18 protein-coding genes, 3 tRNA genes and 1 pseudogene are annotated in these 21,716 nt (G+C 34.8%); 10 read left to right on the forward strand and 12 right to left on the reverse strand.

The features are described from left to right. Window positions 1–5: 5 nt before the first annotated feature. The gene (locus NAAC61_RS08900; RefSeq protein WP_202695814.1) at window positions 6–2,450 is read right to left on the reverse strand and encodes a hypothetical protein; all 2,445 of its coding nucleotides are present in this window, start codon (window positions 2,448–2,450) and stop codon (window positions 6–8) included. A 127-nt stretch (window positions 2,451–2,577) separates the two neighbouring features. On the opposite strand from NAAC61_RS08900, the gene NAAC61_RS08905 reads away from it, so the two are divergent. The 3 genes from NAAC61_RS08905 to NAAC61_RS08915 all read left to right on the forward strand — a co-directional run bounded on the left by NAAC61_RS08905 (window position 2,578) and on the right by NAAC61_RS08915 (window position 2,858). After that, window positions 2,578–2,666, forward strand: a tRNA-Leu gene (locus NAAC61_RS08905). A gap of 28 nt (window positions 2,667–2,694) precedes the next feature. After that, a tRNA-Met gene (locus NAAC61_RS08910) sits at window positions 2,695–2,771 on the forward strand. A 10-nt stretch (window positions 2,772–2,781) separates the two neighbouring features. Next, window positions 2,782–2,858 (forward strand) — tRNA-Met (locus NAAC61_RS08915). 84 nt (window positions 2,859–2,942) lie between these two features. On the opposite strand, the gene NAAC61_RS08920 is transcribed toward NAAC61_RS08915, so the two are convergent. From NAAC61_RS08920 to NAAC61_RS08955, 8 genes are all read right to left on the reverse strand, one after another. After that, on the reverse strand, window positions 2,943–5,081 hold the full coding sequence (locus tag NAAC61_RS08920; RefSeq protein WP_202695815.1) for an alpha-galactosidase: 2,139 nt from the start codon (window positions 5,079–5,081) through the stop codon (window positions 2,943–2,945). Between the two features lie 248 nt (window positions 5,082–5,329). Then, a complete protein-coding gene (locus tag NAAC61_RS08925; RefSeq protein ID WP_012208653.1) occupies window positions 5,330–6,142 on the reverse strand; it encodes a carbohydrate ABC transporter permease in 813 nt (270 codons plus the stop codon). Next, window positions 6,139–7,038: an ABC transporter permease subunit gene (locus tag NAAC61_RS08930; protein ID WP_202695816.1), complete on the reverse strand. Its 900-nt coding sequence runs from the start codon at window positions 7,036–7,038 to the stop codon at window positions 6,139–6,141. The genes NAAC61_RS08925 and NAAC61_RS08930 overlap by 4 nt, the downstream gene beginning before the upstream one ends. Window positions 7,039–7,245: 207 nt before the next feature. Beyond that, the gene (locus NAAC61_RS08935; protein WP_202695817.1) at window positions 7,246–8,520 is read right to left on the reverse strand and encodes an ABC transporter substrate-binding protein; all 1,275 of its coding nucleotides are present in this window, start codon (window positions 8,518–8,520) and stop codon (window positions 7,246–7,248) included. Between the two features lie 88 nt (window positions 8,521–8,608). Beyond that, window positions 8,609–10,672 carry a beta-galactosidase gene (locus tag NAAC61_RS08940; protein ID WP_012208656.1) on the reverse strand — a complete coding sequence of 688 codons (2,064 nt, stop codon included), beginning with the start codon at window positions 10,670–10,672 and terminating at the stop codon, window positions 8,609–8,611. Window positions 10,673–10,856: 184 nt separating this feature from the next. Then, window positions 10,857–12,017 (reverse strand): galactokinase, encoded by a 1,161-nt coding sequence (locus tag NAAC61_RS08945; protein WP_202695818.1) that lies wholly within the window; start codon window positions 12,015–12,017, stop codon window positions 10,857–10,859. A gap of 13 nt (window positions 12,018–12,030) precedes the next feature. Next, window positions 12,031–13,014 carry a galactose-1-phosphate uridylyltransferase gene (galT, locus tag NAAC61_RS08950; RefSeq protein WP_202695819.1) on the reverse strand — a complete coding sequence of 328 codons (984 nt, stop codon included), beginning with the start codon at window positions 13,012–13,014 and terminating at the stop codon, window positions 12,031–12,033. 21 nt (window positions 13,015–13,035) lie between these two features. Further along, on the reverse strand, window positions 13,036–14,076 hold the full coding sequence (locus NAAC61_RS08955) for a LacI family DNA-binding transcriptional regulator (RefSeq protein WP_202695820.1): 1,041 nt from the start codon (window positions 14,074–14,076) through the stop codon (window positions 13,036–13,038). 132 nt (window positions 14,077–14,208) lie between these two features. On the opposite strand from NAAC61_RS08955, the gene NAAC61_RS08960 reads away from it, so the two are divergent. From NAAC61_RS08960 to NAAC61_RS08990, 7 genes are all read left to right on the forward strand, one after another. Continuing rightward, a complete protein-coding gene (locus NAAC61_RS08960; protein WP_121567418.1) occupies window positions 14,209–14,526 on the forward strand; it encodes a DUF5320 domain-containing protein in 318 nt (105 codons plus the stop codon). A gap of 98 nt (window positions 14,527–14,624) precedes the next feature. Continuing rightward, window positions 14,625–15,476 carry an ATP-binding protein gene (locus tag NAAC61_RS08965; protein WP_273542591.1) on the forward strand — a complete coding sequence of 284 codons (852 nt, stop codon included), beginning with the start codon at window positions 14,625–14,627 and terminating at the stop codon, window positions 15,474–15,476. Then, window positions 15,473–16,351 carry an ATP-binding protein gene (locus NAAC61_RS08970; protein ID WP_202695821.1) on the forward strand — a complete coding sequence of 293 codons (879 nt, stop codon included), beginning with the start codon at window positions 15,473–15,475 and terminating at the stop codon, window positions 16,349–16,351. Before NAAC61_RS08965 ends, NAAC61_RS08970 begins: the two co-directional genes overlap by 4 nt. A gap of 14 nt (window positions 16,352–16,365) precedes the next feature. After that, window positions 16,366–16,692: a NifB/NifX family molybdenum-iron cluster-binding protein gene (locus NAAC61_RS08975; protein ID WP_121567420.1), complete on the forward strand. Its 327-nt coding sequence runs from the start codon at window positions 16,366–16,368 to the stop codon at window positions 16,690–16,692. Between the two features lie 170 nt (window positions 16,693–16,862). Continuing rightward, window positions 16,863–17,234, forward strand: a complete 372-nt coding sequence (locus NAAC61_RS08980) for a NifB/NifX family molybdenum-iron cluster-binding protein (protein WP_121567421.1) — start codon at window positions 16,863–16,865, stop codon at window positions 17,232–17,234. 3 nt (window positions 17,235–17,237) lie between these two features. Then, window positions 17,238–17,615, forward strand: coding sequence for a PadR family transcriptional regulator (locus NAAC61_RS08985; protein ID WP_103065837.1), 378 nt, complete (start codon window positions 17,238–17,240; stop codon window positions 17,613–17,615). Window positions 17,616–17,651: 36 nt separating this feature from the next. After that, window positions 17,652–17,873 (forward strand): ferredoxin, encoded by a 222-nt coding sequence (locus NAAC61_RS08990; protein ID WP_103065838.1) that lies wholly within the window; start codon window positions 17,652–17,654, stop codon window positions 17,871–17,873. A gap of 52 nt (window positions 17,874–17,925) precedes the next feature. Here NAAC61_RS08990 and thrS read toward each other — a convergent pair whose 3' ends face one another. The 3 genes and pseudogenes from thrS to NAAC61_RS09005 all read right to left on the reverse strand — a co-directional run. After that, the gene (gene thrS / locus NAAC61_RS08995) at window positions 17,926–19,848 is read right to left on the reverse strand and encodes a threonine--tRNA ligase (RefSeq protein ID WP_202695822.1); all 1,923 of its coding nucleotides are present in this window, start codon (window positions 19,846–19,848) and stop codon (window positions 17,926–17,928) included. A gap of 27 nt (window positions 19,849–19,875) precedes the next feature. Further along, a complete protein-coding gene (gene prfA / locus NAAC61_RS09000; protein WP_202695823.1) occupies window positions 19,876–20,940 on the reverse strand; it encodes a peptide chain release factor 1 in 1,065 nt (354 codons plus the stop codon). 258 nt (window positions 20,941–21,198) lie between these two features. After that, a pseudogene (locus tag NAAC61_RS09005) lies at window positions 21,199–21,716 on the reverse strand (methyl-accepting chemotaxis protein); the annotation flags it as partial.

The raw sequence follows: 21,716 nt of genomic DNA on the forward strand, positions 1-21,716 counted from the left end.
CTTATTTATTTTGGTTTGAACATATCGCTGTTTATTTGCAATGGTACGTTCAACCAATATAAGATACTCAGATCAAATTGAACGTAAGCGAGATAATCAAATTCTTCTTGTCCAAAATCATACTTGATATCTCCTCCTGCCTTTATTCCATCGAACCTATACTTTCCAGATTCGAAGGATATATATGGCCTCCATAGTATCTTTTCTAACTTACTTCCAGCGTATATAGATTCATCCTCATACCCAATGTAAGGATTAATCTTCGTATCAAACACAACAAAAGGCTTATCTAAATTTGCTTTTATACCAGAAATTGAATCATACGTGATTCCTAACCCCATTTCATAAATATTGTAATTGTTAACAGTGTAAGGACCTATTTGAAAAACAGAATCTAAGACATACGATTCAAAAGTTGTGTTTTTAAATAAACCTCCACCTCCCAGGTATGTATTTATCGTATTTCCTAAATACCAAAGGGAACTATTGGAAATATAAAAACTTGTTAGAATATCTTCTTCTATCAAGCTCAGAGTTATGCTGTTAGTTGTAAAATAATCAAAGGTCAAGGATAAATCTCCATAAACTTCGTTTCCATATGAATACACATCTACAAACCCTATGTAGTTCATAGCCTCGCTGATGAAAAATGCACCCGCTCCATATAAAATATTCTCATCTGTATCAACGGCTAAAATTGGAAAGGGTACTATATAAGGATTTTCAAAGGTGTATTCTTTTACTTCAACATCTTCAGGATAATATATTTCATAACTCTCAAACTCAACTTGTTCAAACGTGCTTTGCAAAACAAAACTTTCTTTAACTGCATTTTCTAAATCTAAATAACTCAAATGGTATCCCTCATGATCGTAAACTAAATGGTACAATCTATCTTTCAAAACTACTGGTTCAAAACCACCGCTTAAATAATTTGTCAAGCGTTCAATTGCCCTGCTATTTGTGTTTAACCTATAAATATTGTATATCCCATCTTCGTAATTAGCTGAATAATATATAAAATCATTATCGATAAATAACCCAAGTTCTTTAACTTCATCATCGGTAATTTTATAAATCTTTTCTGATGATAGATCATATGAATAGATATCCGTTTGGTTATTGTAATTAGCGGAAAAATATATTATATCTTCTTTTCCCACAATATCGTTAAAAACATATTTACCAAAATCTATTAACTTTTTTGCTTCGTTAGTATTTAAATCGTACAAATACAAAGCAGTCAAGCCTTTGTCTAATTTTGAATAAGCTATCTTATCGTTTCCCACAAAACCAAAAGCTTTAACCCTTTCATCTATTAGCCTTTCACCGTTTGGGCAATCACAATCATAATACAATTTGTTTGTGTAATATCCCATATTGTAGGTAGTCACTAAGTACAGAAGGTCACCTCTTGAATTTACATCGAATGAACTTACTGCCTTTTTAATTAACTCGTTATCCTTGTATATACCCTTTGGTTGAGCGGGCATAACCAAATATCCGTAAAGAGAAACTCCGTCTGTTCTAAGATTCCCTGTATTTTGATAAGTGTCATCGATTTTTAACCAAGATAATTTGTAACCTTTTTCATTTAATCGATCGTATTCATTAAGATATTTTTGCTTAATATCCGCTAAAAATCTGGTCCAACTATCCCCTGTTACCCAATAAAACGCTTCATCCAAATTGCTAAAAGCGTTTGTATTTAAGACCCTTATTATCTCTCTAAGTGCACCCTCTCCGTAATTATTCACTATTTCTTTCACCAAAATTGTTCCATACATATAGTTAAAACCAGCAGGACTCCATATATCGATTGAAGAACCTGATCCCAAATAATATCTCGGGAAGTTGTTACTCAATATCTCAGATCTTAGATACATATTAAAGAGATCGTCTTCAAATCTTCCCCCAAACTCTTTACTTTCCATGTAAATAGAAAGACCCTCATGCAAATAGCTCGGCTGATGATACATGTTAAGCGTATTTTTAATCAATTTACTGGGAATCCAATATATAAAAGGATCTCTAACATCATTTCCATAAAAAATGTGATTCAACTCATGAGAAAAAACAAATTTACCCCAATCTTCTACATTTCCCCCCAACGCTAAAAAATCCTCTGGAGGATTAACGTAAAGTCTTATCACATTTGTACCTGTGGAAGCAAAAGAGTTTGTAAAATCAACATCGTCTAAAATATAAACCGTGATTTTACCAGGATTTGAATCATAAAAATAAGTATACTTTGCATACAACTCTTCAGCGGTATCGACTATTTCTTCGTAAAAATAATAAAGATCCTTCTCAAAAACAAACCTGTAATTCTCTGTTTCTACCTGATAAAGGTCTTTTGGTGGTGTATAAACAGAAGAAGAAAAAATCGATAAAGAAATCGATAGACAAAATATCAATACAAACAATTTTCTAAATCCTTTAATTGTCATCCCCAAATCACTCCTTTGATTTTTTAAATACTCATTCAATTATAATATAATTTTTTAGAAAATTAAAATGGTCGATGAGGTATTGACAAACTTTACTTTTTATGATAGACTTATCTTTGGAATTAATGCCGAGATGGCGGAATTGGTAGACGCTGCGGACTTAAAATCCGCTGGGTAGGAATACCCGTGTCGGTTCGAGTCCGACTCTCGGCACCATTTAACTTAATTATACTACATTACTTGGTGCGGGGTGGAGCAGTCTGGTAGCTCGTCGGGCTCATAACCCGAAGGCCGTAGGTTCAAATCCTACCCCCGCTACCATTTGTTATATGGCGGCGTAGCTCAGTTGGCTAGAGCATACGGTTCATACCCGTAGTGTCAAGAGTTCGAATCTCTTCGCCGCCACCATAAATGAAATTTTTTAAATAAAAAGATGGGGTAATTTAATAGATGCCCCATCTTTTTATTTTATTTTAATATCTTGACGAATTATTAATCTCTCTTTCTAAACCTCAATATTCTGCTATAAAAATGAGTTGCTTTTCCAGTTTCGAAGAAATCTTTAGAGGAATCCTCTATTATAATTCCCCTTTCTTTCAATGCCTTTCCAGATAATTTAATTATCTCTTTTTCTTCACCCTGAAGTCCTTCATAAACAGTGTATACAGCATCGTTTTCCAAACCTTTTAGTTTGACATCCACCCTATCAAACAAACCAAACCTTCTTGGATTCCTTAAATATATCAAAACACCTTCATCTTTGTTTTTACTCAAATATTCCACCGCAAAATATCTTTCATTTATAACAGAAGAAAGCCTGAATTGATAGCCTTCTTGTACTATCTGTCTTATCTCTTTATACAACTGAACTTGATGCCTTGCCAAATCGAAATCTTTTTCAGAGAATTTATTTAAATCCGCACCGATTCCCAAAGATCCCATCATTGATGAATGAAATCTGTATGCCAAAGGATAAGTATCTTTTCCTCCCCAGTCAGTTACCCACCCCATCATTATTTTCGGTGCGTATGCATAAGAAAAACCCTCTTGGATTTCTAACCTGTCAAATGGGTCTGTGTTGTCGCTTGTCCATACTTGATCCGAATATTGCATTAAGCCTATATCAACTCTTCCACCACCGCTGGAGCAGTTTTCAAAAGTAACTTGGGGATGCTTTTCTCTCAAATATTTCAAAATCTCGTATAAGTTCCACACGTATTTAACCCATATTTCTCTTTGTTTTCTCGGTTCCACTTGCATCCATCCTGACTCAAAAACATGTCTGTTCATATCCCATTTAACGAAATCTATATCGTTCTGTGTTAAAAGATTATCCATGAAATCTACGATGAACTTTTTCACATCTTCTCGTGCCAAATTAAGCATCAATTGATTTCGTTCAAGCGACTTTGGCCTATTTGGAAAACTAATAACCCAGTCAGGGTGTTTTCTATACAATTCACTGTCAGGATTAACCATCTCTGGTTCTACCCATATACCAAAATCCATTCCCAAGGACTTAACATAGCTTATCAAAGGTTGCAAACCATTTGGGAATTTTTCTTTGTTCACATACCAATCACCTAACCCAGCATGATCGTCGTTTCTTTTCCCAAACCATCCATCGTCTATAACAAAAAGTTCCACACCAATCTTTGCAGCCTTTTCAGCCAATATTTTTTGATTTTCTTCGTTCACATTGAACGTCGTTGCTTCCCAAGAATTGTATAAAACCTTCCTTAATATGTGTGCTTTATCTTTTGGCAGTATATAATCGAGCTGGTAATGATGTATATTCTGGCTAGCCTTTGTAAAACCCTCGTCTGAAAAACCAAACACGAATTTAGGAGCAGTAAGCTTTTCTGAGGGTTCTAATATATAACTAAAATCCCAGTCGTTTATACCTCCGATTATAGCTATTCTTTCGTATATACGTTTTTGCACTACTATCTTCCAATTACCACTCCAGGCTAATTCACCAAAATATACCTTTCCATGATCTTCATCAGCAGAGTAATCGATCGCAAAAAAAGGATTTAGATAGGCGCTTGTTTTCCCAACCCTACTCTCCAAAACTTTGCTTCCCTCGTTTATTTCTTCCCTTCTTAAATGAAATTCACTCCCCCACATACCTGTAAGATAATTTAATTTTGCTTTTTCATCATTTTCAACATACAACGAGACAGATTTCATATCTTCTATCTTTATTTCTTGATTAGAATTATTTTCGATTTCAACCCATCTTTCTATGATATCGTACTTCTCTATCACCTTGTAGAAAAGATTTACGCTCAAATTATAATGATCATCGCTTAACCTGATTACTAGATCATTACCACTCACTTCAAAACTTTTGTAATTCAACACAACATCCCTAACACCATCGCAATACTCAACTTTCAAACAATGCTCTACATTGTTCTTTTCTCCTCTTACAGAAAACTCATCGTTCCACGTGTATCTGTCCATTAAAATTAGATCTTTAACTTCTGGGTAGTCTTGAACCCTTGGCAACTTTGATCCCCAGTACAAATTTTTAATTTTTCCTTGATCATCTAATCCAAAAACGTAACCCATATTTTCTGTTTCCAAAAGCCATCTCTTCGTTTCTTTATCAAAATTTATAGGCATTTAATTACCACCTTAATAAGTTTTTTGATTTCGTTTTTTTACAGAATTCAACTTTCTGCTTCCCCCCAATAATTTTCGCTTCCTAATACCTTTAATTTTATCACATTCACACATTATATAAACTTCAAAAAATGCATTAACCCGGATTTTTAATTTGTGACAGGCATTTACTAGTTGCTAAAATAAACTCTTGAAAGAAAGTGGGGAACTTTTTCCCACATTTGAATTAACTTTTCGAAATAAAATTCTTATTGTTTTACAGAACCTAAAACACCTTGGACAAAATACCTCTGAAGCATAAAAAATAGAATTAGGGCTGGTACCGTTGCAACCACTACTGCTGTCATAACCAAACCAAAATCAGGCTGGTAACCTGAGGCTAAATTAGCTATAAATAAAGCCATAGTACGCTTTTCTTGGCTTTGAATAATAACTAAAGGCTGTAGATATGCGTTCCAACTTGTTAAAAAGGAATAAATTGCTGCGGCTGCATATGTAGCTTTCATTGAAGGCATTACTATGGAGAAAAAAATTCTTAATTCACTTGCTCCATCAACACGTGCCGCCATGATAATTTCCCTCGGATATGTTTGAAAATTTTGTTTGAAAAAAAAGATTAAAAACACTGATGGGATCATTGGCAAAATAACTCCCCAAAGCGAATCTATTAAATTCAAATATGTCATCAACCTGAAAACAGGAACCATCAAAGCGGCAAAAGGAACCATCAATGTTAACAAAGTCCCACCATAAATATATTTCATTCCTTTTGATTTATACATTTCAAACCCGTAACCTGCCATAGAAGACGCAACAACAGACAAAATAACGACGAAAAAAGATATTTGGATAGAGTTCCAGAAAACTCGACCCAAATCAAAATTGGTTATAAGATTTTGGATGTTTACGAAAAATTGATTTCCGAATGTTAGTTTTCCTTTATTGACATCTAAAGATGTATTTGTGCTGCCAACTACCATCCAGTAAAAAGGAAACACCGAAATAAAAGCCGCAATCGCTAAAAACAAGTATATTAAAGCGTATCTGATTTTTCTACTCATTTTTCCTCACCTGCCACTCTAAATTGCATCAAAGTTAAAATTACAGCTATTAGAACTATAACCCACGAAATTGCAGAGGCATATCCAAAATTCGGAACATACTTAAAACTTACGTTATAGATATAAACTGATGGTGTAAGCAAAGAATTACCAGGACCAACGCTTGAACCCGTTGTCACCCCTGAAGCTAACATCATCGGTTCATCAAAGAGTTGTAAGGTTCCTATTGTTGATAAAATAGTAGTAAAAAGAATTATAGGTTTCAACAAAGGAATGGTAATTCTAAAAAACTGGGTAATTTTACTCGCTCCATCTATTTCAGCGGCTTCATATATTTCTTGAGGTATATTTTGAAGTCCCGCTAAATATAACATCATATTATACCCTGTCCAACGCCAAGTCATGGCAATTATTAATGTGATTTTTGCCCAAACTGGGTCTAACAACCATCTGATGGGTTCTTTAATTATATTAAGGCTTAATAAAACATTGTTAATAAGGCCTTCAGTAGAAAACATCATTTTGAAAACGACACTGTATGCCACAAGAGAAGTAACAGCTGGTAAAAAAAGAGCCGTTCTGAAAATTTTTTTAAATTTTAACTTTGGATCATTAAGCAAAAAGGCAAAAATCAGGGCTAAAAATAACATTAAAGGAACTTGAATAATTAAGATTATAATAATGTTTTTCAATGATTGTAAGAAATAGTTATCTTGAAAAAGTCTTAGATAATTACCAAAACCAACAAAATTTTTCATTACACCTCTTGAAGAAAAAGTTGATAAATATAGAGAATAAATCAAGGGATAGAAAATAAACAAACCCAAAAAAAATACAGCTATACTTATAAAAAACCAACCCCATCTGTTTCTTCTTTTTTCAAATGTTTTAGTCACTTAATAAACCTCCTAACTAAAATATTATTAATGAGACCTCCAGTTTGCAAACAGATAATAAAAACTTTTTAGGAAAATACAAATACAAATTAAGTTTCTTAGTTCATTCTTTTAAAGTAATTTTAGATAATAAATTATATTTTGGTAAATTAGTTATTGAGAATACTAACGTACCAAAAAGAAGGTCCAGAAGGACCTTCTTAATTATTAAAAAAATCCAACTACATTTTTAAATTGATCTTCAGCTTTTTTCAGTGCTTCTTCAATTGTTAAGTTACCATTGTATACATCTGGCATTACTCCCATGATTGCTGCGTCTGCTTCGTAAGTAAATAAACCATAATCAATCGAAGGAATCATAGTCATCCATTCTGAAAAATCCAAATATATTCTTTGGTTACCAAAGAAAGGATCTCGTTTTACATAAGCTTCACCTGTTTGAGCAGGTAACCAGGTTCCTATAGCTCCTCGTTCGTACAATATATTTTGATAAAAATCTACATCGTTAGCATATATTTCTTTCATGAAATCAATTGCTAAATCTTTGTATTCAGAATTTTCAAGTATATACCAACTAGATCCCCCAAGATTTGAGGCGTTGACAGAACCAGGAACATCCAATCTTGGAATTGGGAGGACACCCCATTTGCCTTCTTGAGTGGTTTCTGCTTTTATTGATCCAATTATCCATGCTCCAGTAATAACAGAGGCAACTTCTCCTTCATTAAATGATGCTACCCATTCATTCCAACCAGAAACTTCTTTTCCAATTTTTGAATCATAAAGTTCTTTGTAAATCCTAACCGCTTCATACAATGCTGGATTATTTGCTATGTTTGGTTCACCGTTTTCGTCAAAATACCAAGTTCCAGCTGATTGTAATAATATTCTCATTAAACCTCCATCATACGGATCGGCTCCAATCATATATTTCCCGGTTTCTTCTTTAACCTTTTTTCCTAATTCTATAAATTCAGTCATTGTAATTTCATTTAGATCTTGAACGTTTATTCCAGCTTCTTGAAAATAATCTCTTCTATAAAACCATCCTGTTACACCAGAATCGAATGGAATTCCATAGACTTTGTTTTTTAATGTCATGAATCCGAGTTTGTAATCGGCGAACTCTTCCCAGTTAAAATAACTTGTTAAATCAGCAAAAGATTTAGGATACGATTCCAAATACTTCTTTGCGTTATAATCTTCAATCAATACAATTTCAGGAAGACCTTTTTTTACGCCAGAGGCCAATATTGTGTTCAACTTTTGCTCAACATCGGCTTTTGCCATACTTACAATTTCAAACTCTACATTTGGATTTGCTTTACTGTATCTTTCAGCTGCTTCTTCCATGATTGCCACATTAAAATTAGGATCCCAACACCATATGGTTATTTTGCCACTTGAATCTGCGGCATTAGCCGTTATACCTAATCCCACCATAAAAACTAAAAGGACTAAAACGCTTAAAAATCTTTTCATACCTACACCTCCCATATGTTTTAGATATATTTAATCATAGTACTTGTACTGCTATTCAAAGATCACCTCCTTCATAGCAAAAAACATATCAAGATTTCGTTCTTTTCAAAATCTTAACCCCATAACCCGGAACAGTTAGTTTTCTATCTGAAGTTTCACCTTCCAGAAGGTCGATATATTTCTTTTCATCAAGTTCGACAACCTTTTCTTCTTGAGTAAAGTTCATCACAAAAATATAGTCGTTCTCTCCATCAGTTCTCATTTGGGCTGTAATACCGTATGGTAATTCTGTATCAACAACCTTTTTCAATCCCAGTTCTTCAATCAGTTTCCCATAAAACATATCATTAAACTGCTCTTCATTTCTTGAGGCTATGTAATATGCTTTCCCTTTTGAAAAATCATTGACCGTTAAAGCTGGCCTCCCTTTGTAAAAGTCCTCTTTGTAGGTTGCCAAAGATCTAGCTCCTTCTAAATGGATCAAATCACATAGTTCCTTTGCTTCATACTCACCTTTCAGCCCTAATTCATTTTGATTATCGAAAGAAACGAGTCTACTCTCACCATCGTAAAGTGCATCTATCTCCTCAGACCAAATTCCAAGAACCTCTCTCAACGGACCTGGAAATCCACCTAAGAAACACAAATCTGTCTCGTTGACTATTCCCGACCAATATGTAGCAACAAAAGTCCCACCGTTTTTTACAAATTCTTTGATTTTTTCACCTACCCCTTGTTTAACCATATAAAGCATTGGTGCTATTAATAACTTGTATTTTGAAAAATCACAGTCCATATTTATAACATCAACAGGTACACCATTCTTCCAGAAAGGTTTATAATTTTCCTTAACAGTTTCTTCGTAATGTATGCCTATGTTTCTTGGGCCCTGGGCATCTTTCATCGCCCACCTATTTTCCCAATCAAAAATAATAGCAACTTCTGGATCTACTGTTGTTCCTATTATTTCGTCTAATCTTTTTAGTGTTTCACCAACGATTTTTACATCGTTGAAAACTCTGGTATTTTCATACCCACAATGATCTACAACAGCTCCATGGAATTTTTCACTGCTCCCTCTACTTTTTCTCCACTGAAAATATTGAACAGTATCAGAACCATGAGCTACAGCTTGAATAGAAGATAATAGATGCATTCCTGGCTTTTTCAATTTACTTACTTCATGCCAATTAGTGGTACTAGGAGTACTCTCCATAAGCATGAAAGGTTTTCCGTTTTTTAATGATCTATTCAAATCATGAACCATACTTACTCCACAGGCTAAATCATAATCATCATTACTATGCCATATCGGATAATTGTCCCAGGAAATTACATCCACATAGTCAACAAATTTCCAGTAATCCAATCCCTCATATATTCCCATAAAGTTGGTTGTCACAGGTAGGCTTGGATTTATCTTTTTGAGAGGTTCTATCTCATGTTTGAAGAAATCAACGGTTTGGTGAGTTACAAATCTCTTCCAGTCTAAATTTAATCCATGAAGTAAGTTTTCTCCATGAGGCGCGGGAGATTCTATCTGTGACCAATCAGTATAGGTATGACTCCAAAAAGCCGTCCACCAGGCATCATTCAGATTTTCTAAGGTTTTGTATTTCTCTTTTAACCAATTTCTAAAAGATTCTTGGCACAGTTCACAGTGACATTCTCCACCGTATTCGTTGGACACATGCCAAGCTATTACTCCTGGATGATTCGAATATCTTTCTGCTAGTTTTGTGTTTATTATGTTGACTTTTTCTCTGTAGACTGGAGATGTATAACAATGATTATGACGCTTACCGTGAAGGTTTCTCACTCTATTTGGTCCTACCCTCAAAACTTCTGGATATTTCTGCGACATCCAGGCAGGCCTAGCACCACTTGGAGTTGCTAAGATTGTATATATTCCATTTTTGTATAGCTTTTCTATAACTTTATCTAACCAACCGAAATTAAACTTACCTTCTTCAGGTTCTAAAGTACTCCAGGCGAATATGCCTACAGACATAACGTTGCATCCAGCTAGCTTCATAAGCCTGATATCCTCTTCTAACACCTCTGGATATTTTAACCATTGATCAGGATTGTAATCTGCTCCATGTAGGAAATGTGTCACCTTTGCATTTATTGGTTCATACTTTTTAGTCATTATTTTCACTCCTAAATCTTCAGTTATTTTTAAAAAGGTTCTATCCTGAAATGTAATATCGATACCGTGAACGATACCAAAACAATTATATCAGAGTTAACATTCGTTGCAAAACCTTGTTATGGACAGCTAGGGTAAATTAAAGACAATTAAAAGTGATTATTCCCGTTTAGCTGAAATTTTCTCATTTTTTGAGAATTTTCACTCCATCTTCAATAGTTGTTTCGTAAAGAGATGGTTCTATTTTTGTTTTTTCATAATAATTCTTGGAAACTTGCCCTTTGAAAGCTTTTATCTGACTTTTTTCCACCAAAGCAATGGCACATCCACCAAACCCTGCTCCCGTCATTCTGGCTCCTACACAGCCTTCGATTTTTAAAGCCTCATCCACAATTGTATCTAGTTCAAAACCTGTCACTTCATAATCATTTTTTAATGAATTATGGGATTGGATTAAAAGAACTCCAAAACCTTCAATATCGTTGTTCTTTAATAATTTAGAAGCTTGAATAACCCTTTGATTTTCTGTTATTACATGCCTTGCTCTTTTTAGCTCTATTTCATTATCAAGAAATTCGAGATCTTTTACACTACATTGACATAAATTATGAGCCCTTGTTTTCCTTACTTGGTTTATTTTTTCTAAAGCACTTTCACATTCTTTTCTTCTTTGGTTATATTGAGAAGAAGCAAGCTCTCTTCTTTTATTTGTATTCATAATAATTAGAGAATACCCATCTAAATGACAAGGTATATATTCATAAGTTAGACTTTGAGTATCAAGCAATAAAGCTTGATCTTTCTTTGCATTTGATATAACAAATTGATCCATTATTCCAGAGTTCACACCAATAAATTTGTTTTCAACCCTTTGCCCTAAGAGGGCTAGGTATGTTCTATCAATTTCTTCAGGGGATTGATTTTGAGATAAGAGCATGAATCCAATTAGTACCTCTAAAGCCGCAGAAGATGAAAGGCCCGCTCCATTTGGAAGTTCTCCTTTAATCAGTATATTACATCCCTTCAAGGGGAATCCATCTTCTAATAAAAACTTTATAACTCCTTTGGCATAGTTCCCCCAACCATCTTCTTTACAATAATCTACTTCCTTATTTAGATCTACTTTTATCTCATTGGGAAAATCCAGAGATTTCAGGCAAATTAAATTATCGTCCCTCAAATTCATTAAGCCATTTATTCCAAGGTTTATAGCTACTGGTAACACATATCCTCCATTGTAGTCTATATGTTCGCCTATAAGATTTATTCTTCCTGGAGAGAAGAATCTTTGTATGGGATTTTTACTAACTCCGTAGATTTCTTGAAAAGTATTTATTAAATCCATTTTGACGACCTCTCTATTGTATTTTTTTGAATTTTTCTATTGCATTTCTTAAAGTAATAGCTGTTTCTTCCACCGCCATGGTATTTGCCGCAGCCCAAGCCCCCATCTCGCTTGATGCGTACCATTTTATTTTATCCTTGTCTCTTAATGGGGGATAGAATTCAATATGGAAATGATAGTATTTGTAAGAATCTGCATATTCCTCTGAATTAACAGGAGTTTGATGGATATTCATCATGTAGGGGAAGGGTTTGTCAAACAACGCATCAAAGCCACCTGTTAACAGTTTTAGCGCCTCAGCCAGGTCCCATTTTTCTTTTTCGTCGAATTCTGTTAAGTTTCCCTTGTGGGATTTGCTCACTATGAAAGCACCATAAGGGTAGTCAGTAAAAAAGGGAAGATAAACGAGAAATGAATCATTCTCAAAAAGAATTCTTTTTTGAAACTCCTTTTCCTCTTTGTTCATTTCACAAATAAGGCATTTTTCATTTTCTTCGTAATATTCCTTACAGTTGTCGAGTTCTACTTTTAACTTCAAAGGAATCCACGAATAAGCATATAATTGACCGTGCGGATGGAGCATCGTAACCCCTACTTCTTTTCCTCTATTTTCAAAAGGAAAGATGTATTTTATTTTTTCATCTTTTGAGAGCTCCTCAAATCTTTCAACCCATAAATTTACTAACTTAAATATATGTTCTACTGGTAATTGAGGAAGGGTAATATTGTGATCGGGAGAATACAAAATCACTTCGCATTTTCCATAATTTTTTTCGACTTTGTACAAATCCGTTCCTTGTATATTTGGTTCATCTGGATCTGGTTTTAAAGCGGGAAAATCGTTGTCGTATGCATAAACGTCATAGTTTGGAGGCACTTTTTTACCCGGTCCTGGACAAAAGGGGCACCAATCCTCAGGTAAATGGGGCCTATTTTGTCTGTTATCGGCAACCATTGTGTATGTTTTTAATAAAGGGTTCCATCGTAACTCTGCCATACAATTTCTCTCCTTTTTTGTTTAAGATTTCCTCACTACGAGTTCTATATCTAATACTTTCCTTGTTGATGAGTTGTCTCTTTTCTTACTCTTTATTCTTTTATACAACATCTGAAACGCCTCATAGCCCATTTCAAACTTTTTAACTTTTACCGTTGTTAACTCCGGTTCGATTAACCTTGAAAAAGCTATATCGTCGTACCCTACTATTGAAACATTTTCTGGAATCTTTAGATTATTTTCTTTCAAAGCTTTAATCGCACCGTAAGCTATTAGATCGTTGTAGCAAAATATCCCGTCGAATTCTTCTCTTTTTCTGATCATTTCCATCGTTTTATCGTACCCCGCTTTAACGTGGTAACCTTCGTGTATCCCTTCACATATCTTGATATCATCCTCGAAAAAAGTTAAACCTTTCTCCTTTAAAGCCTTTTTATAACCCTGAAGCCTTCCATATGATGCAGAGTTATATAGTTGATCGGTGATCATTTTTATCTTTTTACACCCTTTTTCAATAAGATATTTGGTTGCAAGATATCCCCCTTTTACTTCATCACTGAATATCTCATCCACATTCCAACCATCTATTTCTCTACCTACAAGTACAATGGGGAAGTGCTCTTTTATCAGTTCCTGTATATCTTCATAACTCTTTTGCATTGGAAAAAGAAGAATACCGTCAACTCTCCTTTCTAAGAGAGTTTTTAAAAACTTTTCTTCATTTTCGTATAAACCTTCGGAGTTCATAATTATTATTTGATAATTATTCTCCCGTGCTGCTTTATCAATACCTTTGAATACTTCAGAGAAGAAAGGGTTGGAACTATCCGGCATGATTACTCCAATTGTATGAGTTACGTTGGATTTGAGCATGGTAGCGTATATGTTTTTAACATAGCCTAATTCTTGGGCAATTTTTTCGATCTTTTCTTTTGTTTGTGGGTTTATATCTGGTTTATCGTTTAAAGCCCTTGATACAGTGTTGACAGAAACCCCTGCTTTTTCGGCGATATCTTTTATGGTTACAAAACTACTTCGACTTATTTTTACCACCTCTCTCATGTTAACGTTAACGGTAACAATTTAATTTTACACCAAAAACCAAAAAAATCAAAATGATTTTTTGTTGACAAAAGAAGATTTTTTGTGTATAATATATATGTAAATTGCATATATATGAAAGGAGGTAATTTTATGCCTTTTTTAGATGGAACCGGACCTAGAGGTTTAGGCCCAATGACGGGTAGAGGTTTAGGAAGATGCAGTGGTTTTTATGGTAGAGGTTACGGTTATGGTGCAAGAGGATTCGGAAGAGGTTTCGGCTACGGTAGAGGTTATGGTTACGGTCCAAGAACCTACGGCGGATGGGCAGGAGCATATTATCCACCGTCTTATCCTGTAGGAAGTGACAAGGCTTTTTTAGAATCCCAAAGAGAGTATTTAAAAAACGAATTAAACTACATTGAAGGAATCCTGAAAGAAACAGACGATAGCCAGAAAAAAGACGAGTAAATTTAATATTAGGGCACAACTCAGTTTTAGATTAAAAATGAGTTGTGCCTGCTTTTATGCATCATATGTACATTACAACGGTTGAAGGAGAGATCAATTTGCCATTGAAGATAGCCATTTTGAGTGGAAAAGGAGGAACCGGGAAAACTACCGTATCAACAAATTTAGCCAAAGTTCTTTCAAAAAATATGAAAGTTTTGCTTTTAGATGCGGATGTTGAAGAGCCTAATGACCATTTATTCTACAACGTCATATTCGAAGAAGAAAAAAGTGTGGATGTACTCATACCAAAAGTAAATAAAGAAACATGCATCCTGTGTGGACTGTGTGCAAAAGAGTGCCAGTTTGGTGCTATTAATGTCTTTGAAAAAGGAGTATTCGTTTTTCAAAATTTATGTCACGGTTGTGGCGTTTGTTCTGAAATTTGTCCAGTAAGAGCTATCGATGAAGAACCTAAAAGCTTAGGAAAATTAAGATTTGGAAAGACAGATTATTTTGATTTTGGTATGGGGCTTTTGAATATAGGAGAACCCTCCGGTGTAAGGATTATTAGAGAATTGAAGAAATATATTTCGGATGACTACGATGTAACTATAATCGATGCCCCTCCTGGTACTTCTTGTCCAGTTGTGGAAGTTTTACAGAAGGTAGATTTTGCTGTTTTAGTAACTGAATCATCTCCTTTTGGATTACACGATTTAAAACTTGCAATATCGTTAGTTAAAGAAATGGAAATCCCTTACGGAGTGGTAATCAATCGCTACGATCCTGCATTTGCCGAGCTAACAGAGTACCTTGAGGGAGAAAAAATTCCTCTACTTATGAAAATCGATTTTGATAAGAAAATAGCTAAATGGTACTCGGAGGGGAAATTGATCGTAGATCAATCCGAAGAATTGCTCAGAAGTTTTGAACTTTTGTATGAAAATATAACAGAGGTGTTCGCATGAAGCAAATAGCTATAATTAGCGGAAAAGGTGGAACTGGAAAGACAACATTATCTGCTTCTTTAAGCTACCTTTTCCAAAATCCTGTAATGAGTGATTGCGATGTTGATGCATCTAACCTTCATTTGTTGTTATCTCCTGTTGAGTTAAAACAAAGCTATGAATACTATGGTGGGAAAAAAGCTGAAATAGATTATGAAAAATGCACTAATTGTGGTATTTGTAAAGACAAATGCAGGTTCGATGCAATAGATTTTCAACAGGGTAGATATGTTATCAACGAATATGCATGCGAAGGTTGTAAACTTTGTATACTCACCTGCCCGGAAAAGGCGATAAAACTTGTAGAAAATTTAGCTGGATATTATTATGAATCAAAATCTCCAAAAGGGGTTTTGGTACATGGCGATTTGAATCCGGGGGAAGAAACTTCGGGAGGTTTGGTAGCTGAGATAAGAAAAAAGTCTTTTTCTGTGGGTGAAAGTTTAAAAAAAGATGTTATCATAATAGATGGTGCTCCTGGCATAGGATGCCCTGCAACATCGTCTGTAGCTGGTGTAAACTACGCTATTATAGTTACCGAACCTACCCTTTCAGGATTTCACGACCTTCAAAGAGCGGTTGAAACTTTAAAGAAAATGAGAGTGAAGTTTGGTGTAGTAATCAATAAATTTGATTTAAATGAATTTGTGAGTTCTTCCCTGGAGGAATGGTGTTTTTCTGAAAATATAGATTTTTTAGGAAAGATACCTTTCGATGAAATGGTGAATTTAGCCACAAGAGAAGCTAAACCAATAATCTTGTACGAAGATTCTATCTCATCAAAGTACATAAAATCCATATATCAAAAAATCTTACAAATACTTTTTAATAAATAGAGAGGTGTGTAAAAATGAAAATTGCAGTTCCAGCTAAAGAAAAGACATTGGAATCCGAATTAGACGAAAGATTTGCAAGAGCAGCTTACTTTTTAGTTTACGATACAGAAGATGAAAGTTATGAATTTTTTTCTCCTGACAATAGCCAAGAACATGGGGTAGGAACAAAAATTGTGAACGAACTTTCAGATCAAGGAATAGATGCAGTAATTTCCAAAAATCTTGGAGAAAATGCCTTGACAGCTTTAAAAGCGGCAAATATCAAAGCCTACATAGCTTCAGATGGCAATGTCCAAGAAAATATCGATCTTTTGAAATTAGAAAAACTTCAAGAATTCTAAAAAGGTTACAAGATGGGGAGCAGGGTGAAGCCTTACCATACCTTTCCTTATGGGTGGGGAGTACGAAAGGACAAAGCCTTTTGCTTTTCCTTATGGGCGGGCAGCGGGGCGAAGGGGCGCTAAATAAAGTTTCTAAAGACATTAATATCTAAAACTACGGGAGGGAAAAAATGAAGATTGCTATTCCATTGATAGAAAATATAGGAGAAAACTCAAGAATCAGTGAACATTTTGGGCACGCTCCTTATTTTGCCTTTGTGGATTTGAAAGAAAATAAAGAATACAGCTATGAAATAGAAAAGAACCCTTTGGAAAACCATTCAACAGGAGAGATCCCTGAATACATGCATGAAAAAGGTGTTGAATTAATGGTAGTCAGAGGGATTGGAATGAAAGCGATATATGCCTTTGAAAATCTTAATATTCAGGTTATAAGAGGGGTAGATGGGACTTTAAAAGAAATAATTGAAGCATTAGCTTCTAACAATTTAAAAGATCAAGATTATACGGTGAAATCGAAATTTCATGATCAAGGAGTTTAAAGAATGTCTGCTTACCAAAGAGGTAGAGGAAAAGGGTGGAGAGGCAAGGGTAGATTTTTAGCTAATTTTATTCTTTTAATCATTGCCGAAAACCCAACTTATGGTTATGAAATTGCCAATAAATTGGATGAAATGGGTGTGGAAACAATCGAAGGTATTGGTCAGATGGGCAGGATATACAGAATACTTTCAGAGTTAGAGGGAAGCGGATATATAACTTCAAGTTGGGATACTTCCAAGAGTCCCCCTGTGAAGGTTTACACAATAACGCCAATGGGATTGGAGTATCTCAGATACGCTCTTGAGGGTATTAAGATGGAATCAGAAGTTCTTGATACCTTCATTGACAAATGTGAAAAGATCCTTAACAGAAAAGAATAACTTGACTTTTAAAAATACAATTGGGAGGGTTTAATTATGCGAAGAGAAGGAGGAGGCATGGGTGGCGGAGGTTTTTGTGTTTGTGTAAAATGTGGGTATAAAAAACCTCATACACCAGGCGTTCCTTGTCAAGATGAAAGATGTCCAAATTGCGGAAGCGTTTTATTACGTGAGGGTTCATATCATTATAATCAAGCAAAAGAGGTTTTAGAAAAGAAAAGAAAAAAGAACTCAGACGAAAAAAATAATCTCAATTAAAAACCTAAAAGCGCCCTTTTTTGGGCGCCTTTAATAAATTAGTATTATTAAATTAAAAAGTTAAGTCCAAATTTCTGTTCTTTATTTCATTTTTAATCTCCTCAATGAAACGTTCTTTTGAAACATTTTCTATGGTATCGCCCTTTCGAGTTCTTATATTTATAGTATCTGAGTTCATTTCTTTTTCTCCAAAAACTATCATATATGGCACTTTTTTCATCTGTTCATTTCTTATCTTATATCCCACGGTAGCATCAGAATCATTTACATAAACTCTAATACCTTCTTGTTCTAAAATACGAGAAAATTTCTTTGCTTCTTCGTTAAATTTTTCAGAAACTGGAAGAATTGATACTTGAACAGGAGAAAGCCAAGTTGGAAACTCCCCAGCAAAGTTTTCTATTAAAATACCAAAGAATCTTTCTAAAGACCCAAATATTGCTCTATGAATCATAACCGGCCTTTTTTGTGCATCGTTTTCATCTGCGTATACCATATCAAACCTTTCGGGCATCTGAAAATCAAGCTGAATCGTGGTACATTGCCACTTTCTTCCAAGGGAATCTGTAACGTTAAAGTCTATTTTAGGTCCATAAAAAGCTCCTTCACCTTCATCTATTCTATATTTCATATTAGTCTTTTCTAATGCCTTTTTTAAAGCATCGGTAGCCCTTTCCCAACTTTCAATATCTCCCATATGATCTTCGGGCATAGTACTTAAGATGGCTTCGTATTCAAAACCAAATGATGAAAATATTTCGTTTGTTAGTTGTATAACTTTTATTATTTCTTCCTCGATTTGTGACTGCATGCAGAATATATGTGCGTCATCTTGAGTGAAAGCTCTAACTCTAAAAAGGCCATGTAAAACCCCGCTTCTTTCGTAGCGATGCACTTTACCAAATTCAAACATTCTTATTGGTAAGTCTCTGTAACTGACAAAGTTATTCTTATATATCAATATATGCCCTGGGCAATTCATCGGTTTGACCGCCATAGGCATATCTTCTTTCTCTGTGAAAAACATATTCTCTTTGTAATGATCCCAATGCCCTGATTGATACCATAATTTGATATTCATGATTTGAGGGGTTTCTACCTCTTCGTATCCATATTTTTTATGAACTTGGCGGGAGTAAGCCATCAATTCATTTAAAACTATCTTACCATTCGGTAGGAAAAAAGGCATACCGGGAGCCATTTCAGATTGTAACATGAATAAATTCAATTTTGGACCTAATTTTCTGTGATCTCTTTTTTTTGCCTCTTCCAACATGTTTAAGTAATCGTCAAGTTGTTTCTTTTTGGGGAAGGCGGTGGCATATATCCTTTGAAGCATCTTGTTCTTTTCATCTCCCCGCCAATAAGCTCCGGATACGGAAAGAAGCTTAAAATATTTAACATACCCAGTAGAAGGAAGATGAGGACCTCTACACAAATCATAAAAATCCCCTTGAAAATAAACTGAAATAGTGTCTTCTTCTAGTTCCTCAATTAATTCCAGTTTGTAAGGTTGATCCTTGAATAATTCAATAGCCTCTTTTTTATTTACTTCTTTTCTAATAATTTTTATATCTTCTTTTATAATTTTTTTCATTTCCTCTTCTATCTTTGAAAAATCTTCTTCTGAAAGGTTGTGCCCTTCAATATCAAAATCGTAATAAAAACCGTTTTCAATAACCGGCCCTATAGCTAATTTGACTCTATCCTCTCCGAAAATCCGTGCCACCGCCTGGGCCATAATATGAGCCATCGTATGTCTGTATATTTTTGGAGCTATTTCATCATCCAAAGTTATTAACTTAATAGTTGAATCCTGCATTATGGGGGTATTCAAATCTTTTAATTCGCCGTTAATTTCAGCTGCTATAGCATTTCTGTATAGCCCTTCGGATATACCTTTAGCAATTTCTGCAGGGGTAATTCCATCTTTAAATTCTTGAACAGAATTATCTGGATAAGTTATTTTAACCATTAGATCACCTCTAACAATAAGTTAATTTTAAATTGTTAAACTTTCAAGTTTTTCTTTAAGATCTTTTTCTAGGAGCTTATCTATTATTTCATCTAAATCTCCATCAAGTATTTCGTTTATTCTATGAGTGGTATATTGAATTCTATGATCTGTAACCCTGTTTTGTGGGAAATTGTATGTTCTTATTTTTTCGCTTCGCTGTGCAGTACCTATTTGTGATTTTCTCTCTTGTGTAAGCTGAGATTGCTGCTCTTCTAACTTTATCTCAAAAAGTTTTGCCCTTAGTATATTTAAAGCTTTTTCTTTATTTTGATGTTGGGATCTTTCATTTTGACAAGTTACAACGATTCCAGTGGGGAGATGGGTTATTCTAACGGCAGAATCCGTTTTGTTGACGTACTGACCACCTGCCCCACTTGCCCTATAGGTATCTATTCTGAGATCATTCTCATTTATCTGAATATCTATATCCGTTGCTTCCGGTAACACCGCAACGGTGGCCGTCGAAGTGTGTATCCTTCCAGAAGATTCTGTTTGAGGTACCCTTTGTACCCTATGCACACCACTTTCGTATTTCAATCTTCTGTAAGCACCTTGACCCTTTATTTTTAATATGGCGGTTTTAATTCCACCAAGTTCGTTTTCGTTTAGATCAAGGAGTTCATATTTCCAATTTTTTCTTTCAGCATACCGTAGATACATTCTCATTAACTCTGAAGCGAAAAGGCTCGCTTCATCACCTCCAGTACCTGCTCTTATCTCCATAATGATATTCCTCTCATCATACTCATCTTGAGAAACTAAACCTTCTATAATTTTTTTTCTTGTTTCTTCTTCCTTTTTCTCTAACTCTTGGAGCATTGACTGATATTCTTCTTCAGAGACATCCTTGTTTTCATACATTTCTCTTAACGCTTTTATGTCTTCTAAATCCTGTTCGTAACTCTCAAACAGTGTATTTAATTCTGATAGTTTGGAATGCTCCTGTCCTAATTTTTTTAAATTTTCAATATCGTTAGTAATATACGGATCACTTAGTTGTTTCTCTAGTTCTTTAATTTTTTTCTTTACTTCTCCTTTAAAATCTAATATATTCAATTTTCTCACCTTTTCTATTATGTCTACCTTTTTGCTTTATTTGTTTTAGGGTTACTTAGACCACTTTATATCTTAAAACTTTCAACCAATCCTTTTAACTCTGTGGCTAATTCACTCAACTCTTTCGCTTCTTCGTTTATCCCTATCCCTTGTTTTACTTGTTCGTCTATTACACTTCTTGACNTTTCTAGTTGTTCACTTATTTCTGTNACNGCTTTCGCTACCCTGTCCATCGCTGTGCTCATCTCTTGNGCACTCGCACTTTGTTCCTCTGCACTTGCCGTCATGTTTTCTATCCCTTGGTCCATCCTTTCTATCCTTTCTTTTATACGATTGAAACTTTTCTGTACATTCTCCATCTTTTCGTTTATTTCTCCTATCGTTCCTACTACCTTGTTCGTCGATTCGTTTACTTTGTTCGTTCCTTGCGTTATGTTGGTTAGTATTTCGGATATTTCATCCGTTGCATTCCTTGATTCTTCCGCTAACTTCCTTATCTCATCCGCTACAACCGCAAATCCTCTTCCCGCTTCCCCTGCCCTTGCCGCTTCTATCGCTGCGTTTAGTGCCAACAGGTTCGTTTGTTCCGTTATCGAGTTTATCGTTTCTACTATACTTTGTACGTTCTTGGCATTGCTTGCGAGTGTTTCTACTTCTTTTTGACTTTCTTTTGTCCTTTCTACCGCTTCTTTCACCGCTTGACTTATACTTTCTATCGTTTTGCTTCCTTCTTCTGCAGCTTTACTTGTTTCATCTGCTTCTTCACTTAG

The sequence above is a fragment of the Petrotoga sp. 8T1HF07.NaAc.6.1 genome, from assembly GCF_016772115.1.
GTDB classification, from domain to species: Bacteria; Thermotogota; Thermotogae; order Petrotogales; family Petrotogaceae; genus Petrotoga; species Petrotoga mobilis.